16 protein-coding genes are annotated in these 19,871 nt (G+C 70.7%); 11 read left to right on the plus strand and 5 right to left on the minus strand.

The window, feature by feature from the left end; all coding sequences use genetic code 11:
* Nucleotides 1-2 precede the first annotated feature (2 nt).
* From BKI49_RS13505 to BKI49_RS13520, 4 genes are all read right to left on the minus strand, one after another.
* A complete protein-coding gene (locus tag BKI49_RS13505) occupies nucleotides 3-983 on the minus strand; it encodes a cation diffusion facilitator family transporter (RefSeq protein WP_095934506.1) in 981 nt (326 codons plus the stop codon).
* A 3-nt stretch (nucleotides 984-986) separates the two neighbouring features.
* Nucleotides 987-1,874 carry an acyl-CoA thioesterase gene (locus BKI49_RS13510; RefSeq protein WP_095934507.1) on the minus strand — a complete coding sequence of 296 codons (888 nt, stop codon included), beginning with the start codon at nucleotides 1,872-1,874 and terminating at the stop codon, nucleotides 987-989.
* A 35-nt stretch (nucleotides 1,875-1,909) separates the two neighbouring features.
* Nucleotides 1,910-3,067, minus strand: a complete 1,158-nt coding sequence (locus BKI49_RS13515; RefSeq protein WP_095934672.1) for an acyl-CoA dehydrogenase family protein — start codon at nucleotides 3,065-3,067, stop codon at nucleotides 1,910-1,912.
* Nucleotides 3,068-3,167: 100 nt separating this feature from the next.
* Nucleotides 3,168-3,758: an SACE_7040 family transcriptional regulator gene (locus BKI49_RS13520; protein ID WP_095934508.1), complete on the minus strand. Its 591-nt coding sequence runs from the start codon at nucleotides 3,756-3,758 to the stop codon at nucleotides 3,168-3,170.
* Between the two features lie 96 nt (nucleotides 3,759-3,854).
* Between BKI49_RS13520 and BKI49_RS13525 the strand changes: the two genes are divergently transcribed.
* Genes BKI49_RS13525 through BKI49_RS13540 form a run of 4 tightly spaced genes read left to right on the plus strand, consistent with a single transcriptional unit; the run spans nucleotide 3,855 to nucleotide 9,527 of the window.
* Nucleotides 3,855-5,471, plus strand: a complete 1,617-nt coding sequence (locus BKI49_RS13525) for a carboxyl transferase domain-containing protein (protein WP_095934509.1) — start codon at nucleotides 3,855-3,857, stop codon at nucleotides 5,469-5,471.
* 8 nt (nucleotides 5,472-5,479) lie between these two features.
* Complete coding sequence (locus BKI49_RS13530) at nucleotides 5,480-7,411, plus strand: acetyl/propionyl/methylcrotonyl-CoA carboxylase subunit alpha (protein ID WP_095934510.1); 1,932 nt, start codon at nucleotides 5,480-5,482, stop codon at nucleotides 7,409-7,411.
* Entirely contained in the window at nucleotides 7,408-8,355 is a 948-nt protein-coding gene (locus BKI49_RS13535) for a hydroxymethylglutaryl-CoA lyase (RefSeq protein WP_095934511.1), read from the plus strand. The genes BKI49_RS13530 and BKI49_RS13535 overlap by 4 nt, the downstream gene beginning before the upstream one ends.
* Before the next feature lie 11 nt (nucleotides 8,356-8,366).
* Nucleotides 8,367-9,527 (plus strand): acyl-CoA dehydrogenase family protein, encoded by a 1,161-nt coding sequence (locus BKI49_RS13540; protein WP_095934673.1) that lies wholly within the window; start codon nucleotides 8,367-8,369, stop codon nucleotides 9,525-9,527.
* A 79-nt stretch (nucleotides 9,528-9,606) separates the two neighbouring features.
* Here the strand turns inward: BKI49_RS13540 and BKI49_RS13545 are convergent, their stop codons facing one another.
* Nucleotides 9,607-10,035 carry a hypothetical protein gene (locus BKI49_RS13545; protein ID WP_143658444.1) on the minus strand — a complete coding sequence of 143 codons (429 nt, stop codon included), beginning with the start codon at nucleotides 10,033-10,035 and terminating at the stop codon, nucleotides 9,607-9,609.
* A 424-nt stretch (nucleotides 10,036-10,459) separates the two neighbouring features.
* Here BKI49_RS13545 and BKI49_RS13550 point away from each other — a divergent pair, with 424 nt between their 5' ends.
* The 7 genes from BKI49_RS13550 to BKI49_RS13580 all read left to right on the plus strand — a co-directional run bounded on the left by BKI49_RS13550 (nucleotide 10,460) and on the right by BKI49_RS13580 (nucleotide 19,785).
* A complete protein-coding gene (locus BKI49_RS13550; protein ID WP_095934513.1) occupies nucleotides 10,460-12,298 on the plus strand; it encodes a tannase/feruloyl esterase family alpha/beta hydrolase in 1,839 nt (612 codons plus the stop codon).
* Nucleotides 12,299-12,585: 287 nt separating this feature from the next.
* Nucleotides 12,586-13,632 (plus strand): ABC transporter substrate-binding protein, encoded by a 1,047-nt coding sequence (locus tag BKI49_RS13555; RefSeq protein WP_095934514.1) that lies wholly within the window; start codon nucleotides 12,586-12,588, stop codon nucleotides 13,630-13,632.
* A 47-nt stretch (nucleotides 13,633-13,679) separates the two neighbouring features.
* Entirely contained in the window at nucleotides 13,680-14,549 is an 870-nt protein-coding gene (locus BKI49_RS13560) for a siderophore-interacting protein (RefSeq protein WP_095934515.1), read from the plus strand.
* A 221-nt stretch (nucleotides 14,550-14,770) separates the two neighbouring features.
* Nucleotides 14,771-16,213 (plus strand): lysine decarboxylase DesA, encoded by a 1,443-nt coding sequence (desA, locus tag BKI49_RS13565; protein ID WP_095934516.1) that lies wholly within the window; start codon nucleotides 14,771-14,773, stop codon nucleotides 16,211-16,213.
* Nucleotides 16,197-17,477: a lysine N(6)-hydroxylase/L-ornithine N(5)-oxygenase family protein gene (locus BKI49_RS13570; RefSeq protein WP_095934517.1), complete on the plus strand. Its 1,281-nt coding sequence runs from the start codon at nucleotides 16,197-16,199 to the stop codon at nucleotides 17,475-17,477. Before desA ends, BKI49_RS13570 begins: the two co-directional genes overlap by 17 nt.
* The gene (locus BKI49_RS13575) at nucleotides 17,474-18,016 is read left to right on the plus strand and encodes a GNAT family N-acetyltransferase (protein WP_095934518.1); all 543 of its coding nucleotides are present in this window, start codon (nucleotides 17,474-17,476) and stop codon (nucleotides 18,014-18,016) included. The genes BKI49_RS13570 and BKI49_RS13575 overlap by 4 nt, the downstream gene beginning before the upstream one ends.
* Nucleotides 18,013-19,785: an IucA/IucC family protein gene (locus tag BKI49_RS13580; protein WP_095934519.1), complete on the plus strand. Its 1,773-nt coding sequence runs from the start codon at nucleotides 18,013-18,015 to the stop codon at nucleotides 19,783-19,785. The genes BKI49_RS13575 and BKI49_RS13580 overlap by 4 nt, the downstream gene beginning before the upstream one ends.
* Nucleotides 19,786-19,871: the final 86 nt, after the last annotated feature.

Below are 19,871 nucleotides of genomic sequence, written 5' to 3' on the forward strand. Positions count from 1 at the left end.
ACTCAGGCATCATGCACCCCGGTCGGCCCGCCGCTGCCGGGGCCCGGCGTGGGGTCCAGGTACACCCGGCTCACCACGGGAAACACCGCCCGCAGTCGCTCTTCGGCCCGCTCGCAGGCCCATTCGACCTGAGCCGCGGTCGACACGTCACGGAAGTCGACCTTGGCCGCGACCAGCGCCTCCCGCGGCCCCTGCACCAGAGTCGTCAACTCCAGTACGGCCTCCACGTGCTCGACGGCCAGCAGTTCGGCCCTGATCCGCTCCCGCACCGGCCGGGGCAGGGCGCGGCCGATGAGCAACTCCGCGTTGGAGCGGCCGAGAACCCAGGCCACGTACAGCAGCAGGAGGCCGATGCACAGCGACGCGACGCCGTCCCAGACACCCGAGCCGGTCAGCTGGCCGCCCAGCAGGCCGCCCGCGGCGAGCAGCAGACCCACCAGCGCGGCCGAGTCCTCCATGACGACGGCCTTCACGGCGGTGTCGGGCGTGCGTCTGAGGTACCGCTGGAACGGCGCGCCGTGGCGCTCGGCCTCGCCCCGCGCCTGCCGCACGCCCGTCCGCAGGGAGAAGCCCTCCAGCACGAAGGCGATGCCGAGCACGATGTAGGAGACGAGCGGGTCGCCGAGTTCCTCGCCCGCGACCAGGGTGTGGATGCCGTCGTACAGGGAGAACACGGCGCCGCCCACGAAGGTGGCGACCGCGGCGAGCAGCGCCCAGATGTAACGCTCCGGGCCGTATCCCAGCGGATGGTCCTCGTCGGCCGGCTTCTCGCTGCGCTTCAGCGCCGTCAGCAGCAGCCCCTCGGTGATGGTGTCGGCGACGGAGTGCGCGGCCTCCGACAGCATCGCGCTGGAACCGCTGATGATGCCGGCGACCGCCTTGGCGAGCGCGATGCCGAGATTGGCGACGGCGGCGACGATCACCGTGAAGGTGCTCTCGCCGCCGCCGTCGCTCCGCTGTGCCCCAGCGTCTTCTTCGGCCATGCCTCAGTCTGACCGAGGGATGCGGACCACGCCCTCCTGGATCACCGAGATCGCCAGTCGGCCGTCCTGGGTGTAGATACGGGCCTGGCCCAGTCCCCGGCCGCCCGACGCGGACGGGGACTCCTGGTCGTACAGCAGCCATTCGTCGGCGCGGAACGGGCGGTGGAACCACATCGCGTGGTCCAGGGAGGCCCCGACGACGTCACCGACCGCCCAGCCGCCGCGCCCGTGCGCGAGCAGGATGGAGTCGAGGAGCGTCATGTCGGAGACGTAGGTGGCGAGGACGACGTGCAGCAGCGGTTCGTCGATGGCCCCGTCGAGCTTGCCGTTGGTGCGGAACCACACCTGGGAGCGCGGCTCGCGGATCTCCCCGACGGTGCCGTACGGCGGTGCGTCGACGTAGCGCAGGTCGACGGACTCGCGCGCCTCCAGCAGGCGCTCGGCGATGACCGGGTCGGCGAACACGTCCGCGTACCGCGGCAGCAGTTCGGCGCCCGTCGGCAGGGTCTCCGGGTCGGGCGCGGACGGCATCGGGGCCTGGTGCTCCATGCCCTCCTCGTACGTCTGGAACGACGCGGAGAGGTGGAAGATCGGCTGGCCGTGCTGGACGGCGACGACACGCCGGGTGGTGAAGGAGCGGCCGTCGCGGATGCGGTCCACCGAGTACACGATGGGCGCGCCGGGGTCCCCCGCACGCAGGAAGTACGCGTGCAGGGAGTGCGCGTGCCGGTCCTCGGGGACCGTGCGCCCGGCGGCGACCAGTGCCTGCGCCGCCACCTGTCCCCCGAAGACCCGGGGGACGACGGCGGAGCGGGACTGGCCGCGGAAGATGTCCCGCTCGATCCGCTCCAGGTCGAGCAGATCGAGCAGGGACTGGAGTGCCTGACTCATGTCGTCAGTTGTACCGTGAACTTTTTTCGCGGGCCTTACAGGCCCATGTCCTTGGCGATGATCGTCTTCATGATCTCGCTGGTGCCGCCGTAGATGCGGTTGACGCGGTTGTCCGCGTACAGGCGGGCGATCGGGTACTCGTTCATGAAGCCGTAGCCGCCGTGCAGCTGGAGGCAGCGGTCGATGACGCGGTGCGCGACCTCGGTGCAGAACAGCTTGGCGCTGGCGGCCTCGGCCGGGGTCAGCTCGCCCGCGTCGAGGGCCTCCAGGGCGCGGTCGGCGACGGCCTCGGCGGCGTCCACCTCGGCCTGGCAGGCGGCCAGCTCGAACTTGGTGTTCTGGAAGGACGCGACGGTCTTGCCGAAGACGGTGCGGTCCTGGACGTACTCCTTGGCGAACCGGACGGCCGCCTTGGCCTGCGCGTACGCGCCGAAGGCGATGCCCCAGCGCTCGGACGCCAGGTTGTGGCCGAGGTAGTAGAAGCCCTTGTTCTCCTCGCCGAGGAGGTCCTCGACCGGCACCTTGACGTCGACGAACGCAAGCTCGGCGGTGTCGGAGGTCTTCAGGCCGAGCTTGTCGAGCTTGCGGCCCACGGAGTAGCCCTCGGCCTTGGTGTCCACGGCGAAGAGGGATATGCCGAAGCGGCGGTCCTCGGCGGTGGGCGCGGAGGTACGGGCGCAGACGATCACGCGGTCGGCGTGGACGCCGCCGGTGATGAAGGTCTTGGCGCCGTTGAGGACGTAGTGCGTGCCGTCCTCGGAGAGCTTGGCGGTGGTCTTCATGCCCGCGAGGTCGGAGCCGGTGCCCGGCTCGGTCATCGCGAGGGCCCACATCTCCTCGCCGGAGACGAACTTCGGCAGGAAGCGCTTCTTCTGCTCGTCGGTGGCGAGCATCTTGATGTACGGCAGGCCGAGCAGCACGTGCACGCCGGAGCCACCGAACTGGACACCGGCGCGGGCGGTCTCCTCGTACATCACGGCTTCGAACTTGTACGAGTCGATGCCGGCGCCGCCGAACTCCTCGTCGACGCGGATGCCGAAGACACCGAGCTCCGCGAGCTTGTAGTAGAAGTCGCGCGGCGCCTGGCCCGCGGCGAACCACTCGTCGTAGACGGGAACGACCTCGGCCTCGATGAAGGACCGCAGGGTCTCCCGGAACGCCTCGTGATCCTCGTTGAACACCGTACGGCGCACTGCCGCCACCTCCACCGGATGCATGTCTAAGCGCTTGCTCAGATTTCAGGTTACCGGTGGGTCGCGAGCGCCGTCCAGAGCCATCCCCCCGAGACGCTCGTCACTCCCCGGCGGCCGCGAAGGCCCCGCGGGCCATGCGGTGCAGCAGCTCCGCGGTCCCCGCGCGGCCCGGCAGGGCACCCGGCCGGCCCAGGTGCGGCGTGGAGTTCAGCAGGCCGAAGACCGAGTGCACGGCCGACCTCGCGCTGGGCTCCGACAGCGCCGGATACACCTCGCGGACCACCTCCACCCACAGCTCGACGTACTGCCGCTGGAGCTGCCGCACGAGCTTGCGGTCACTGTCCCGGAGGCGGTCCAGCTCCCGGTCGTGCAGGGTGATCAAGGGACGGTCGTCGAGCGCGAAGTCGATGTGCCCCTCGATGAGCGAGTCGAGGACCGCCTCGGCATCCCCGTCCGCCTCCGCCACACGGCGCTTGCCGCCGGTGAGCAGCTGACCGCTGATGCCCACCAGCAGTTCGGCGAGCATCGCGTCCTTGCCGGGGAAGTGGCGGTAGAGACCGGGGCCGCTGATACCGACGGCCGCTCCTATCTCGTCCACGCCGACGCCGTGGAAGCCCCGCTCGGCGAAGAGCCGGGCGGCCTCCTTGAGGATCTGCTCGCGACGGGTGGGGGCGTCGGTTCTGGTGGCCATGGAACCAATTCTAGACAGGGAGGTTAGCGGTCGTTAACCTGAAGGAAATGCGTTAACGCTCATTAACTGGTCGACCACTGGTGAGGGGACCGCAGGATGCACGAGGCACCGGAGCTGACGAGCGCGGCCGATCCCGCGTCGGAGGCCTGGCGGGCCAATGAGGAGGCGCACCGCGCGCTGGGCGAGGAGCTGCGCCGGAAGCTGGCCGCGGCCCGGCTGGGCGGCGGCGAGCGGGCCCGCGAGCGGCACACCGCGCGCGGAAAGCTGCTCCCGCGCGACCGCGTGGACACTCTCCTCGACCCCGGGTCGCCCTTCCTCGAACTGGCCCCGCTCGCCGCCGACGGGCTGTACGACGGACAGGCACCGGCCGCGGGCGTGATCGCCGGGATCGGCAGGGTCAGCGGACGCGAGTGCGTGATCGTCGCCAACGACGCGACCGTCAAGGGCGGCACGTACTACCCGATGACGGTGAAGAAGCACCTGCGCGCCCAGGAGGTGGCCCTCGAGAACCGCCTGCCGTGCATCTATCTCGTGGACTCCGGAGGCGCCTTCCTGCCCATGCAGGACGAGGTCTTCCCCGACCGCGAGCACTTCGGGCGGATCTTCTACAACCAGGCCCGGATGTCCGGCGCCGGGATCCCGCAGATCGCGGCCGTCCTCGGCTCCTGCACGGCGGGCGGCGCCTATGTGCCCGCGATGAGCGACGAAGCGGTGATCGTGCGCAATCAGGGCACGATCTTCCTCGGCGGGCCTCCCCTGGTGAAGGCCGCCACCGGCGAGGTCGTCACCGCCGAGGAGCTGGGCGGCGGCGAGGTCCACTCGCGCGTGTCGGGCGTCACCGACCACCTGGCGGAGGACGACGCCCACGCCCTGCGGATCGTCCGGAACATCGCGGCGACCCTGCCGGCGCGCGGCCCGATGCCCTGGTCCGTGGAGCCCTCGGCCGAGCCCAAGGTCGACCCGTACGGGCTGTACGGCGCGGTGCCGGTCGACTCCCGCACCCCGTACGACGTGCGGGAGGTCATCGCGCGCGTGGTCGACGGCTCGCGCTTCGCCGAGTTCAAGGCGGAGTTCGGGCAGACCCTGGTCACCGGCTTCGCCCGGATCCACGGCCACCCGGTCGGCATCGTCGCGAACAACGGCATCCTGTTCTCCGAGTCCGCCCAGAAGGGCGCCCACTTCATCGAGCTGTGCGACCAGCGCGGCATCCCCCTGGTGTTCCTGCAGAACATCTCCGGGTTCATGGTGGGCCGCCAGTACGAGGCGGGGGGCATCGCCAAGCACGGCGCCAAGATGGTGACGGCGGTGGCCTGCACCCGCGTCCCGAAGTTCACCGTCGTGATCGGCGGCTCGTACGGCGCGGGCAACTACTCGATGTGCGGCCGGGCCTACTCGCCGCGCTTCCTGTGGATGTGGCCCAACGCCAAGATCTCCGTGATGGGCGGCGAGCAGGCCGCTTCGGTCCTCGCGACCGTCAAGCGCGACCAGCTGGAGGGGCGCGGCGAGTCCTGGCCCGTCGAGGACGAGGAGTCCTTCAAGGCCCCGATCCGCGCCCAGTACGAACACCAGGGGAACGCCTACTACGCGACGGCCCGGCTCTGGGACGACGGCGTGATCGACCCGACGGAGACCCGGCAGGTGCTGGGACTCGCCTTGACCGCCTGCGCCAACGCGCCCCTGGGTGACCCCCAGTTCGGCGTATTCCGGATGTGAGGGGACCCATGTTTGACACGGTGCTTGTGGCCAACCGGGGCGAGATCGCCGTACGCGTCATCCGTACGCTGCGCGCGCTCGGCGTCCGCTCGGTCGCCGTCTTCTCGGACGCCGACGCCGACGCCCGGCACGTGCGCGAGGCGGACACGGCCGTACGGATCGGTCCGGCCCCGGCGGCCGAGAGCTATCTGTCCGCCGAGCGGCTGCTGGAGGCCGCGGCGCGGACCGGAGCCCAGGCGGTCCACCCCGGGTACGGCTTCCTCGCGGAGAACGCGGCCTTCGCGCAGGCCTGCGCGGACGCGGGCCTCGTCTTCATCGGACCGCCCGCCTCGGCGATCGAGCTCATGGGCGACAAGATCCGCGCCAAGGAGACGGTCGAGGCGGCCGGGGTCCCGGTCGTGCCCGGTTCCAGCGGCAGCGGGCTCACCGACGCCCAACTGGCTGAGGCCGCCCACGAGATCGGCGTGCCGGTGCTGCTGAAGCCCTCGGCGGGCGGCGGCGGCAAGGGCATGCGGCTGGTGCGCGACCCGGCGGCGCTGCCCGACGAGATCGCCGCCGCCCGGCGCGAGGCCCGCGCCTCCTTCGGCGACGACACCCTCCTCGTGGAGCGGTGGATCGACCGGCCCCGGCACATCGAGATCCAGGTCCTCGCGGACGGGCACGGCAATGTCGTGCACCTGGGCGAGCGCGAGTGCTCGCTCCAGCGCCGCCACCAGAAGATCATCGAGGAGGCGCCGAGCGTCCTGCTCGACGCGGACACCCGGGCGGCGATGGGCGAGGCGGCCGTCCAGGCGGCCCGCTCCTGCGGCTACCGCGGCGCGGGCACGGTCGAGTTCATCGTGCCCGGCGGCGACCCCTCGTCGTACTTCTTCATGGAGATGAACACCCGGCTCCAGGTCGAACACCCGGTGACCGAGCTGATCACCGGCCTCGACCTTGTGGAGTGGCAGCTGCGGGTCGCGGCCGGCGAGGCCCTGCCGTACGGACAGCAGGACGTCACGCTCACCGGACACGCGGTGGAGGCCCGCATCTGCGCCGAGGACCCGGCACGCGGCTTCCTCCCCTCCGGCGGCACCATCCTGGCGCTGCACGAGCCCGAAGGCCCGGGCGTGCGCACCGACTCGGGGCTCAGCGAGGGCACCGAGGTCGGCTCGCTGTACGACCCGATGCTGTCCAAGGTCATCGCGTACGGCCCGGACCGGGCGACCGCGCTGCGCAAGCTGCGGGCGGCGCTCGCGGAGACCGTCACGCTCGGCGTCCAGACGAACGCCGGATTCCTGCGCCGGCTGCTGGCCCATCCGGCGGTGGTGGCGGGCGAGCTGGACACCGGACTCGTGGAACGCGAGGCGGACTCCCTGATCGACGGTGACGTACCGGACGCGGTGTACGAGGCCGCGGCGGCCGTGCGTCTGGACGCGTTGCGTCCCTCCGGCGAGGGCTGGACCGACCCGTTCTCCGTGCCGAGCGGCTGGCGGCTCGGCGGCGCGGCCCGGCCGGTCGGCTTCCCGCTGCGGGTGCTGGACCCCGTGGAGTACACCCCGCGCGGCGCTCACACCGTCACCGCCGACCGGGTGTCGGTGACCCTCGACGGCGTCCGCCACACCTTCCACCGCGCCGGGGACTGGCTCGGCCGTGAGGGCGACGCCTGGCACGTGCGCGACCACGACCCGGTGGCCGCGTCCCTCACCGGCGCCGGCCACGCGGGCGCCGACTCCCTCACCGCCCCGATGCCCGGCACGGTGACGGTCGTCAAGGTCGCCGTGGGCGACGAGGTGGCCGCCGGGCAGAGCCTGCTGGTCGTCGAGGCGATGAAGATGGAGCACGTCATCTCCGCGCCGCACGCGGGCACCGTCAGCGAGCTGGACGTCACGCCGGGAGCGACGGTCGCCATGGACCAGGTCCTCGCGGTCATCACGCCCGCCGAGGAGGAGACGGCATGAGCAGCCCCGTACCCGGCCTCCCCATGGTCGTTCCCGCGCAGGGCCTTCCCGCGCGGGTCCGGATCCACGAGGTCGGCGCCCGCGACGGCCTGCAGAACGAGAAGTCGACGGTGCCGACCGAGGTCAAGGCGGAGTTCGTGCGGCGCCTCGCCGACGCGGGCCTGACCACCATCGAGGCCACGAGCTTCGTCCACCCCAAGTGGGTGCCCCAACTGGCGGACGCGGAGCAGCTGTTCCCGCTCGTCGCCGACCTGCCTGGCGTGCACCTGCCGGTCCTCGTACCGAACGAGCGCGGACTCGACCGCGCGCTCGCCCTCGGCGTGCGCCGTATCGCGGTGTTCGCCAGCGCCACCGAGTCCTTCGCGAAGGCCAACCTGAACCGCACCGTCGACGAGGCGCTCGCCATGTTCGCGCCCGTCGTCGAGAAGGCGCGCTCCCACGGGCTGCACGTCCGCGGCTATCTCTCGATGTGCTTCGGCGACCCCTGGGAGGGCGCCGTCCCCGTCCACCAGGTCGTACGGGTCTGCAAGGCGCTCATGGACATGGGCTGCGACGAGCTGAGCCTCGGCGACACGATCGGCGTGGCGACGCCCGGTCACGTCCAGAGCCTGCTCGCCGAGCTCAACGAGGAGGGCGTGCCGACCAGCGCGCTCGGCGTGCACTTCCACGACACCTACGGCCAGGCGCTCGCCAACACCCTGGCCGCCCTCCAGCACGGCGTCACGACCGTCGACGCCTCCGCGGGCGGCCTCGGCGGCTGCCCGTACGCGAAGTCCGCGACCGGCAACCTCGCCACCGAAGACCTCGTATGGATGCTCCAGGGCCTCGGTATCGACACCGGGGTCGACCTCGGCCGCCTCACCGCCACCAGCGTGTGGATGGCCGGACAACTGGGCCGACCCAGCCCGTCCCGCACCGTCAAAGCCCTCTCCCACCAGGAGTGATCCCCATGTCCCTGGACCACCGCCTCTCCCCCGAACTCGAAGAACTCCGACGCACGGTGGAGGAGTTCGCACACGACGTCGTGGCGCCGAAGATCGGCGACTTCTACGAGCGGCACGAGTTCCCGTACGAGATCGTGCGGGAGATGGGCCGCATGGGGCTGTTCGGCCTGCCCTTCCCCGAGGAGTACGGCGGCATGGGCGGCGACTACCTCGCCCTCGGCATCGCCCTGGAGGAGCTCGCCCGGGTCGACTCGTCCGTGGCCATCACCCTGGAGGCGGGTGTCTCCCTCGGGGCCATGCCGATCCACCTCTTCGGCACCGAGGCCCAGAAGCGGGAATGGCTCCCGCGCCTGTGCTCCGGGGAGATCCTCGGCGCGTTCGGGCTGACCGAGCCGGACGGCGGCTCGGACGCGGGCGCCACGCGCACGACGGCCCGGCTCGACCCCGACACGGACGAGTGGGTGATCAACGGCAGCAAGTGCTTCATCACCAACTCCGGTACGGACATCACGGGCCTGGTGACGGTCACCGCGGTCACCGGCCGCAAGCCCGACGGAAAGCCGGAGATCTCCTCGATCATCGTCCCGTCCGGCACCCCGGGCTTCACCGTCGCCGCCCCGTACTCCAAGGTCGGCTGGAACGCCTCGGACACCCGTGAGCTGTCGTTCTCCGACGTGCGCGTGCCGGCGGCGAACCTGCTCGGCGAGCGGGGCCGCGGCTACGCGCAGTTCCTGCGGATCCTCGACGAGGGGCGGATCGCCATCGCCGCGCTCGCCACGGGACTGGCGCAGGGCTGCGTCGACGAGTCGGTGAAGTACGCCAAGGAGCGGCACGCGTTCGGGCGTCCGATCGGCGCGAACCAGGCCATCCAGTTCAAGATCGCCGACATGGAGATGAAGGCGCACACGGCCCGCGTGACGTGGCGTGACGCCGCCTCCCGTCTGGTCAGCGGCGAGCCCTTCAAGAAGGAGGCGGCGCTCGCCAAGCTCTACTCGTCCACGATCGCCGTCGACAACGCCCGTGACGCCACACAGGTGCACGGCGGCTACGGCTTCATGAACGAGTACCCGGTGGCCCGTATGTGGCGTGACTCCAAGATCCTGGAGATCGGCGAGGGCACCAGCGAGGTGCAGCGGATGCTGATCGCCCGGGAGCTGGGTCTCGCGGGCTGAGCCCGAGACCGGCGCCGCGGCTCCCGGACCATGCCGGGAGCCGCTGGTCCGCCGGGAGCCGAGGGCGCCCGGCGGTCCGTCAGGTCTGGTCGGAGCGCAGCCAGTCCCGGCAGTAGTTCAGCTCGGTGCTGCCCTCGAAGGTGGCGACCTCGATGCCGACGTCGTACATGCCCGCGGAGTAGCTGGCCGTGGTGCTCAGGGTCAGGCTCTCGCCGTACCCGTCGTAGTTGTGGTGCCACGGCCAGGGCGTGAGCACCCCACCGCCGTCGTTCTTGGCGATCAGACGGATGGCCACGTGGTGGCCGTCCGCCTTGGCGTCGTACACGGACAGGATCACGCCGAGGTTCGTCGCACCGCTGGCCCAGCCGTTGATCGTGCCGGCGCCCGACGCCGACGACGTGTCGCAGTACAGCGTGTACGAAGTCGCGGAAGCCGGCGCGGCCGACATCCCCACGGTCAGTGCGGCCCCCGCTACCGCCACTGCGAGCCCCTGCTTGTATCTGCCCACGTTCGTTCCCCTCTTCATCTAACGGTCGGTCAACTCCGCGTGTGGCCAGAGTTGTTGATCAAAACGGTAGAGACAGCCGAAGTGATCGACAACTGATATCCGGGCGCACGCGTGGTGACTCGGACCACAGCGTGGCGCACCCGCATGCCCCGACACACAAACACCTGACAAAATCGTCGACAATCTCGTCGACATGTCTTGCGTCGCTGATCGGAAGCGGGCTACCTTCCTTCGCCGTACCCCCAGCAGAGCCGGCTCCGCACCTCCCGTCACCCAGTCGACCCGCAGACCGCCACAGCGGTACGGCCGCCACCACGCGCGGCCGCCACCGCGGGCCGGACGCGGCCGCGCGCCGCCCCACGCGACGCTCCTGGCCCGTCCGACCGGCGCACGTCCCGATCCGACGATCGAACGGAGACCGAGCATGGCCACGCTGTTCAGACGGCAACGACGGCACCGGTGGGCATCGGCCACCCTCATGGCGGCCCTCGCCACCGCCCTCGCGCTCGTGACCGGCGGGAGCCCGGCGCTCGCCGGGGTCGCGGCCGGCGGCGCCCCGTCCGCCACTTCCTCGGCCGTGACCACCACGGCGGCCACCGTGTCGGACAGCGCGTCGACCGGCACCTCGGACGGCACCGCGAGCCGCGCACCGGGCGGCGCGTCGGGCGGCATCGCGCCCGCCCTGTCCTGCGCCGACCTGGGCTCCGAGGACCTGGCCTCGGCGGTGCCCGGCGTGCCGTTCGAGATCACCTCGGCCACCGGGATGGCCGCCGGGAGCAACACCCTCGGCGCCTGGGCGGCCTGCGACGTGAAGGGCGTCATCGCCCCGCAGATCCACTTCGAGATCCGGCTGCCCGAGACCGGCTGGCAGGGCGACTACCTCCAGCTCGGCTGCGGCGGGCTGTGCGGGAGCGTGAACACGGGCAGCGCCCCCGCCTCCGCCGGCTGCGTCCCGCTGACCGAGGGCGCCTTCGCCGTCGCCTCCAGCGACGAGGGCCACTACCAGGGCGGCGGACTGTTCTCCACCGACCCCACCCTGCGCGCCGACTTCGGCTACAGGTCCGACCACCTGCTCGCCCAGGCGGCCAAGGCGGTCGTCAAGGCCTACTACGGACGGCCCGCCGGCCACGCGTACTTCGACGGCTGCTCACAGGGCGGCCACCAGGCCCTGACCGAGGCGCAGCGCTACCCGACCGACTTCGACGGCGTCGTCGCGGGCGCCCCGGCCAACAACTTCACCGCGCTGAACACCTTCTCGCACGCCTGGACCGCCCAGTCGGTGTTCCTCGACGGCGGCCCGGCCACGATCACGACGGCCGACCTCGCACCCCTGCACGCGGCGGTGCTCAAGGGCTGCGGCGCCACCGACGGCATCATCGCCGACCCGCTGAGCTGCACCTGGGACCCGGCCGCCGTCAAGTGCCGGGCGGGACAGGCATCCACAGCCGCGGAGTACTGCCTGACCGAGGACCAGGTCACCACCGTGCGCAGGATCTACGCGGGACCGACCGACGAGCACGGCAGGCTGCTGTACCCGGGACACCAGCTGCGCGGCTCCGAGCCGAACTGGGCCGGGATCATCGTGCCGGCCACGGCCGACGGCACCACCGGTGACATGAACTTCGTCCGGGAGACCCTCCGTTACCAGGTGTACGACAGCCCGCGGCCGACCCTGACGTACCAGGACGTCGAGTTCACCGAGGCCTCGTACGAGAGGATCATGCGGCCCAACGAGGGCATGTACGACGCTACCGACCCCGACCTCAGGGCGTTCAAGGCGGCCGGCGGCAAGCTGATCCTGTGGCACGGCCTGGGCGATCAGCACATCCCGGCCGTCGGCACCATGGCGTACTACCGGGCGGTGCAGAAGGCGACGGGTTCCGCCGGGGCGACCGAGGACTTCGCCCGGCTGTTCCTGCTCCCGGGGGTCGCGCACTGCGGTGGCGGTCAGGGCCCGAACTCCTTCGACGCGCTGACCGCGCTGGTGGACTGGGTCACCGAGGGCAGGGCGCCGGACAGTCTGCTGACGGAGTCGGTCGACGGCAGCGGGAACGCCACCGCGGCCCGTCCGGTCTACCCCTTCCCGTACGTCGCCGAGAACACCACGGGCGGCCCCGCGGACGAGGCGGACAGCTACCGGCCGGTCAGGTCCGCGGCCGAGGCGAACCTCGCGCTGAAGTGGCTCGGCTCGTTCCGCTCCGGGTACGAGACCGTCGGCAACTGGGTCGGCGGCCGGTGGGTGGTCACCAAGGGCAAGGCCTGACCGATGAGGTGACCGGAACGGCGGCCCGCCGGGCACGGGTGACCCCGGCGGGCCGCGGGCGCGGCTCGGGTGCGGGGAACCCGGCGCCGGGCACGGACCGGACGCGCGTGCCCGGCGGACGGGCGCGGGGCCCGGCGGGCCGTCAGACATGGTCCCGGCAAGGCGTGTCGGCGCAGTTCCACACCCGGGCCGCGACCCCGCCCCCTGGACAATCGGTGAGGTTAGGCTAACCTACCTTCGAACTTGTCCGGCGGGCCCTCAGCCCCGTGCCGAAAGCAGCCACACTCATGTCCAACGCCCGTGCCACCCACCTCACCCGTCGCGGCATCCTCGCCGCCGGAGGCGCTCTCGGCCTCGGGGCCGTGCTCGCCGCCTGCGGCGACGACGACAAGAAAAACGGTGGCTCGGACTCGACGAAGGCCGCCGCCAAGTCCGGCCCCTGGACCTTCGAGGACGACCGCGGCACGACGGTGAAGACGGACAGGATCCCGGCGAACATCGTCGCGTTCACCGGTGTCGCCGCCGCCCTGTACGACTACGGCATCGAGGTCAAGGGCGTCTTCGGGCCGACCAGGACCAAGGACGGCAAGGCCGACGTCCAGGCCGGCGACATGGACGTCAGCAAGGTGACCGTGCTCGGCAACGAGTGGGGCCAGTTCAACATCGAGAAGTACGCGGGCCTCGCGCCCGACGTCCTCGTCTCGACGATGTTCGACGGCGCCGGCACCCTCTGGTACGTGCCCGAGGAGTCCAAGGACAAGATCCTCAAGCTGGCCCCGAGCGTCGGCATCTCCGTCTACGACGTCCAGATGCCCAAGCCGCTGGAGCGCATGCTGGCGCTCGCGGAGTCGCTGGGCGCCGACGTGAAGTCCGCGAAGATCACCGAGGCGAAGAAGAAGTTCGAGGCGGCCGCCGAGCGCCTGCGCAAGGCCGCCAAGGCCCGCCCCGAGATCAAGGTGCTGGCCGGCTCCGCGAGCCAGGACATCTTCTACGTCTCCGGCTCGAACCTCTCCATCGACCTGGAGTACTTCAAGGCGCTCGGCGTGAACATCGTCGAGCCCTCCGCGAAGGCCCTGAAGGCGAGCGGCGGCTGGTTCGAGAACCTCAGCTGGGAGACCGTCGACAAGTACCCGGCCGACGTCATCATCATGGACGACCGCACCTCGACCATCCAGCCGGCCGACATCACCGAGGCCACCTGGAAGAAGCTGCCCGCGGTGAAGGCCGGCCAGGTCATCGCGCGCACGCCCGAGCCGATCCTGTCCTACGACAAGTGCACCCCGATCCTCGACAACCTCGCCGAGGCCATCGAGAAGGCCAAGAAGGTCGCCTGAGCCCGACGGCTCCACAACAGCCCCCTGACGACGACTCAGGAGCACATATGACGACGGCCGTAGCCGCTCCGTTCCGTTTCTTCTCCCTCCAGGTGGTACGGACGAGGCGGCTCGGCCCGTCCCTGGTCCGCGTCACCTTCGCCGGCGACGATCTGCGGGCGTTCCACTCCGACGGACGCGACCAGTCGCTCTCCCTCTTCCTGCCGCACCCGGGCCAGTCCGCGCCCGTCGTCCCCGTGGAGCTGGGCGACGGCTGGTGGCAGGGCTGGCGCGACCTCCCCGACGACGTACGGGCGGTGATGCGCTCGTACACCCTGCGCGCTCTGCGGCGGAACCCCGACGAGATCGACATCGACTTCGTCCTGCACGGCGTGGAGCCGGGATCGGCCGCACCGGCGGGCCCCGCCTCCCGCTGGGCGTCCACGGCGGTCGCCGGCGACCGTGTGCTGCTGCTCGGGCCGGCCGTCCGCGACAACCGTGCCATCCGCTTCCGTCCGCCCGAGGACTGCGACCTGGTGGTCCTGTGGGGCGACGAGACGGCGGTCCCCGCCGCGTCCGCCATCATCGAGTCGCTCCCTCCGGGCGTCCGTGTGCGGGCCTGGCTGGAGGCCCATCACCCGGGCGACATCCAGGACCTGGAGACCCGGGCGGACGCCGAGATCACCTGGCTCGTGCGCGGCGCGTCCCCTCAGGACGCGGAAGGCGGCCGCGCATCCTCCGGCCTCGAAGCCCTGCGCGCCGCGCAACTTCCCGCCGCGCGGGCCCCGTACGCATGGATCGCGGGCGAGTCCGGTCAGGTGAAGGAGCTGCGCCGCCATCTGGTGCACGAGCGCGGCATCGACCGCAGGCAGGTCACCTTCGTCGGTTACTGGCGGCGCGGGCTGAGCGAGGAAGAGCTGCGCGAACAGGGCGAGTAGCCCTCCCGGAAAGGCTGCTGACGTGACGTCAACCGCCTGAGGGATCGGCACTCCTGGGCCACGAACGCCTCCCACGCAGAGACGCACGCCACGGACGGGGCGGGGTCGCACGATGAATTTAGGTTAGGCTAACCTAAGTCGAACGTCGCGACTCCGTCCCGCTTCCGTTCAGTCCCCGCTCCCGTCCGCCCCGGACGCTCTCCCGCACGGAGGACCCCCACATGCGCTCGCACCTGCTCAATGACACGACCGCGGATCGGTACCGCCGCTCCGTGACCGAGGGAATCGAGCGGGTGGCGGCCAAACTCGCCACCACAGACCGCCCGTTCACGGGCATCGCCGTCGACGACCTCGCCCCGCGCATCGACCGCATCGACCTGGACCGCCCGCTGCACGACACCACGGCCGTCCTCGACGAACTCGAAGAGGTCTACCTGCGCGACGCGGTCTACTTCCACCACCCGCGCTACCTCGCGCACCTCAACTGCCCGGTCGTCATCCCGGCCGTGCTCGGCGAAGCGGTCCTCTCCGCGGTCAACTCCTCCCTGGACACCTGGGACCAGTCGGCAGGCGGCACGCTCATCGAGCGCAAGCTCATCGACTGGACGAACGAGCGGGTCGGCCTCGGCCCGGCCGCCGACGGCGTCTTCACCAGCGGCGGCAGCCAGTCCAACCTCCAGGCACTGCTCCTCGCCCGCGAGGAGGCCAAGTCCGACCGCCCCGCGAAACTGCGGATCTTCGCCTCCGAGGTGAGCCACTTCAGCGTCAAGAAGTCCGCCAAACTCCTCGGCCTGAGCGCGGACTCCGTCGTCTCGGTCCCCGTCGACCACGACAAGCGCATGCAGACGGTCGCCCTCGCCCGCGAACTGGACCGCTGCAAGCGGGAGGGCCTCGTCCCCATGGCCGTCGTCGCCACCGCCGGCACCACCGACTTCGGTTCCATCGACCCGCTGCCCGAGATCGCCGAACTGTGCTCGCAGTACGGCGTCTGGATGCACGTCGACGCCGCGTACGGCTGCGGGCTGCTCACCTCGGTGAAGAACCGGGACCGCCTCGACGGCATCGAGCGCGCCGACTCCGTCACGGTCGACTACCACAAGTCCTTCTTCCAGCCCGTGAGTTCGTCCGCCCTCCTGGTCCGGGACACGGCCACCCTGCGCCACGCGACCTATCACGCGGAATACCTGAACCCCCGGCGCATGGTCCAGGAGCGCATCCCCAACCAGGTCGACAAGTCCCTGCAGACCACCCGCCGCTTCGACGCCCTCAAGCTGTGGATGACGCTGCGCGTGATGGGCGCCGACGGCATCGGCGAACTCTTCGACGAGGTGTGCGACCTGGCGGAGGAGGGCTGGCGGATCCTCGCGGCCGACCCCCGCTTCGACGTCGTCGTCCGCCCGACGCTGTCCACTCTCGTCTTCCGCCACATCCCGGCCGCCGTCACCGACCCGGCCGACATCGACCGCGCCAACCTCTACGCCCGCAAGGCCCTGTTCGCCTCCGGCGACGCCGTCGTGGCGGGCACCAAGGTCGGCGGCCGCCAGTACCTGAAGTTCACGTTGCTCAATCCCGAGACCACGGCGGACGACATCACCGCCGTCCTCGATCTGATCGCCGGCCACGCCGAGCAGTACCTGGGAGAGTCCCTTGACCGCGCTTCCTGAAGCCACCCGCGTCCACGACTTCGTCGGGATCGGGCTCGGTCCCTTCAACCTCGGCCTCGCCTGCCTGAGCGAGCCGATCGCCGAACTGGACGGCGTCTTCCTGGAGTCCAAGCCGGACTTCGAGTGGCACTCCGGGATGTTCCTGGAGGGCGCCCACCTCCAGACCCCGTTCATGTCGGACCTGGTCACCCTCGCCGACCCGACGTCCCCCTACTCCTTCCTCAACTACCTGAAGGAATCGGGCCGTCTGTACTCGTTCTACATCCGCGAGAACTTCTACCCGCTGCGCGTCGAGTATGACGCCTACTGCCGCTGGGCCGCGTCCAAGCTGAGCAGCGTCCGCTTCGACACCACGGTCGCCGAGGTCACGTACGACGAGAGCGCCGGGGTGTACGCCGTGCGGACCCGGGAGGGCGACACGCTCCGCGCCCGGCACCTGGTCCTCGGCACGGGCACCCCGCCGCACATCCCGGAGGCCTGCGCGGACCTCGGCGGCGACTTCATCCACAACTCCCGCTACATGCAGCACAAGCAGGAGCTCCAGGCGAAGGAGTCGATCACGCTCGTCGGCAGCGGCCAGTCCGCCGCCGAGATCTACTACGACCTGCTGAGCGAGATCGACGTCCACGGCTACCAGCTGAACTGGGTCACCCGTTCCCCCCGCTTCTTCCCGCTCGAATACACCAAGCTCACTCTGGAGATGACCTCCCCGGAGTACGTCGACTACTTCCACGCGCTGCCCGAGCCCACCCGGTACCGCCTCCAGACGGAGCAGAAGGGCCTGTTCAAGGGCATCGACGGCGATCTGGTCGACGAGATCTTCGACCTGCTCTACCAGAAGAACCTCGGCGGCCCGGTCCCCACCCGTCTGCTCACCAACTCCTCGCTCGACAGCGCCCGGTACGAGAACGGCACGTACACCCTGGGCCTGCGCCAGGAGGAACAGGGCAAGGACTACGAGCTGCACTCCGCGGGCCTGATCCTCGCCACCGGCTACAAGTACGCCGAGCCGGAGTTCCTGAAGCCGGTCCGCGACCGGCTGCGCTACGACACGCGGGGCAACTTCGACGTGGCCCGCAACTACGCCGTCGACACCACGGGACGCGGGATCTTCCTGCAGAACGCGGGCGTCCACACGCATTCGATCACGTCGCCGGACCTCGGCATGGGCGCGTACCGCAACGCGTCCATCATCCGGGAGCTGCTCGGCACCGAGTACTACCCGGTCGAGAAGACCATCGCGTTCCAGGAGTTCGCCGTATGAGCACCGCCCTCGAAGAGACCTTCACCGTCCGCCCGCTCGACCCGGCCGAGGACGCCGAGCTGCTGCACCGGTGGGTCACGCACCCCAAGGCCGCCTTCTGGATGATGCAGGAGGCGAAACTGCCGGACGTGGAGCGCGAGTACATGGCCATCGCGGCCAGTGAGCACCACGACGCGTTCCTCGGCCTGTGCGACGGCGAGCCCGTCTTCCTCATGGAGCGCTACGACCCGGCGCACGTCGAGCTCGTCGGCCTGTACGAACCGCGGCCGGGCGACGTCGGCATGCACTTCCTGGTGGCACCGACCGACACCCCCGTGCACGGCTTCACCCGCGCCGTGATCACCGCCGTGATGCGGCACCTGTTCGCCGATCCGACGACCGTACGCGTCGTCGTCGAGCCCGACGTACGCAACACGGCCGTGCACGCCCTCAACGAGGCCGTCGGCTTCGTGCCCGAGCGCGAGATCCAGAAGCCGGAGAAGAAGGCGCTGCTGAGCTTCTGCACCCACGAGCAGTTCGAGAAGGCGGTGTCCGCATGACCCTCGCCGACGCCGTCGCCCACCTCTCCCCCGAACGCTGGGCCCGCGCCAACCGGCTGCTCGTCCGCAAGGCCCTCGCCGAGTTCGCCCACGAACGGCTGATCAGCCCCGAACGGCTGCCCGACGGCCGCTACGAGGTCCGCAGCGACGACGGTCTCACCCGCTACCGCTACGCCGCCGTCGTCCGCTCGCTCGACCACTGGCAGGTGGACGCCGAGACGGTCACCCGGCATCGCGACGGAACCGAACTGCCGCTCGCCGCCCTCGACTTCTTCATCGAGCTGAAGGAGTCCCTCGGCCTGAGCGACGAGGTCCTGCCGGTCTACCTGGAGGAGATCTCCTCCACGCTCTCGGGCACCTGCTTCAAACTCACCAAGCCGCAGATCCCCTCCGCCGAGCTGGCCCGCGCAGGCTTCCAGGCGATCGAGACCGGGATGACCGAGGGCCACCCGTGCTTCGTCGCCAACAACGGGCGGCTCGGCTTCGGGGTGCACGAGTACCTCTCGTACGCGCCGGAGACCGCGAGCGCGGTCCGGCTGGTGTGGCTGGCCGCGCACCGCTCCCGGGCCGCCTTCACGGCGGGCGTGGGCATCGACTACGAGTCGTTCGTCCGTGCGGAGCTGGGCGACGGGACCGTCGAACGGTTCGCCCGCACGCTCACCGAGCAGGGTCTCGACCCGGACGACTACCTGCTCATACCCGTCCACCCCTGGCAGTGGTGGAACAAGCTGTCCGTGACCTTCGCCGCCGAGGTCGCCCGGCGGCACCTCGTCTGCCTCGGCGAGGGCGACGACGAGTACCTCGCCCAGCAGTCGATCCGGACGTTCTTCAACCACAGCGCCCCCGGCAAGCACTATGTGAAGACCGCGCTGTCGGTCCTCAACATGGGCTTCATGCGCGGCCTGTCGGCCGCCTACATGGAGGCCACCCCGGCGATCAACGACTGGCTGGCGCAGCTCGTCGACAACGACCCGGTGCTGAAGTCCACCGGCCTGTCGATCATCCGCGAGCGTGCGGCGGTCGGCTACCGGCACCTGGAGTACGAGGCCGCCACCGACCGCTACTCCCCGTACCGCAAGATGCTCGCCGCGCTGTGGCGGGAGAGCCCGGTGCCCTCGCTCCAGGACGGCGAGACCCTGGCCACCATGGCCTCTCTCCTCCATGTCGACCACGCGGGGGCGTCGTTCGCGGGCGCGCTGATCGAGCGGTCGGGGCTGACCCCGGTGGAGTGGCTGCGCCGCTATCTGCGCGCCTACCTGACCCCGCTGCTGCACAGCTTCTACGCGTACGACCTCGTCTACATGCCGCACGGCGAGAACGTCATCCTGGTCCTGGAGGACGGCGCGGTGCGGCGCGCGATCTACAAGGACATCGCCGAGGAGATCGCGGTGATGGACCCGGACGCGGTGCTGCCGCCCGCCGTCGAGCGGATCCGGGTCGACGTCCCGGACGACATGAAGCTGCTGTCCCTGTTCACGGACGTCTTCGACTGCTTCTTCCGCTTCCTCGCGGCGAACCTCGCCGCCGAGGGCGTCCTGGACGAGGCGGACTTCTGGCGGACGGTCGCCGGGTGCGTGCGCGAGTACCAGGACGCGACGCCCGAACTCGCCGACAAGTTCCGGCAGTACGACATGTTCGCGCCCGAGTTCGCGCTGTCCTGCCTCAACCGGCTCCAGCTGCGCGACAACCGGCAGATGGTGGACCTGGCCGACCCGTCCGGCGCGCTCCAGCTGGTCGGGAACCTGAAGAACCCCATCGCGGGGTTCTGAGCAGGGCGGACGGGCGTCCCGGAGTACGGTCCTCCGGGACGCCCGTCGATCTCGTCGTGCCGCCGGCCGCGGACGGCCGGGCCCGG

Source organism: Streptomyces sp. Tue6028 (genome assembly GCF_002300165.1).
Classification (GTDB): domain Bacteria; phylum Actinomycetota; class Actinomycetes; order Streptomycetales; family Streptomycetaceae; genus Streptomyces; species Streptomyces siamensis.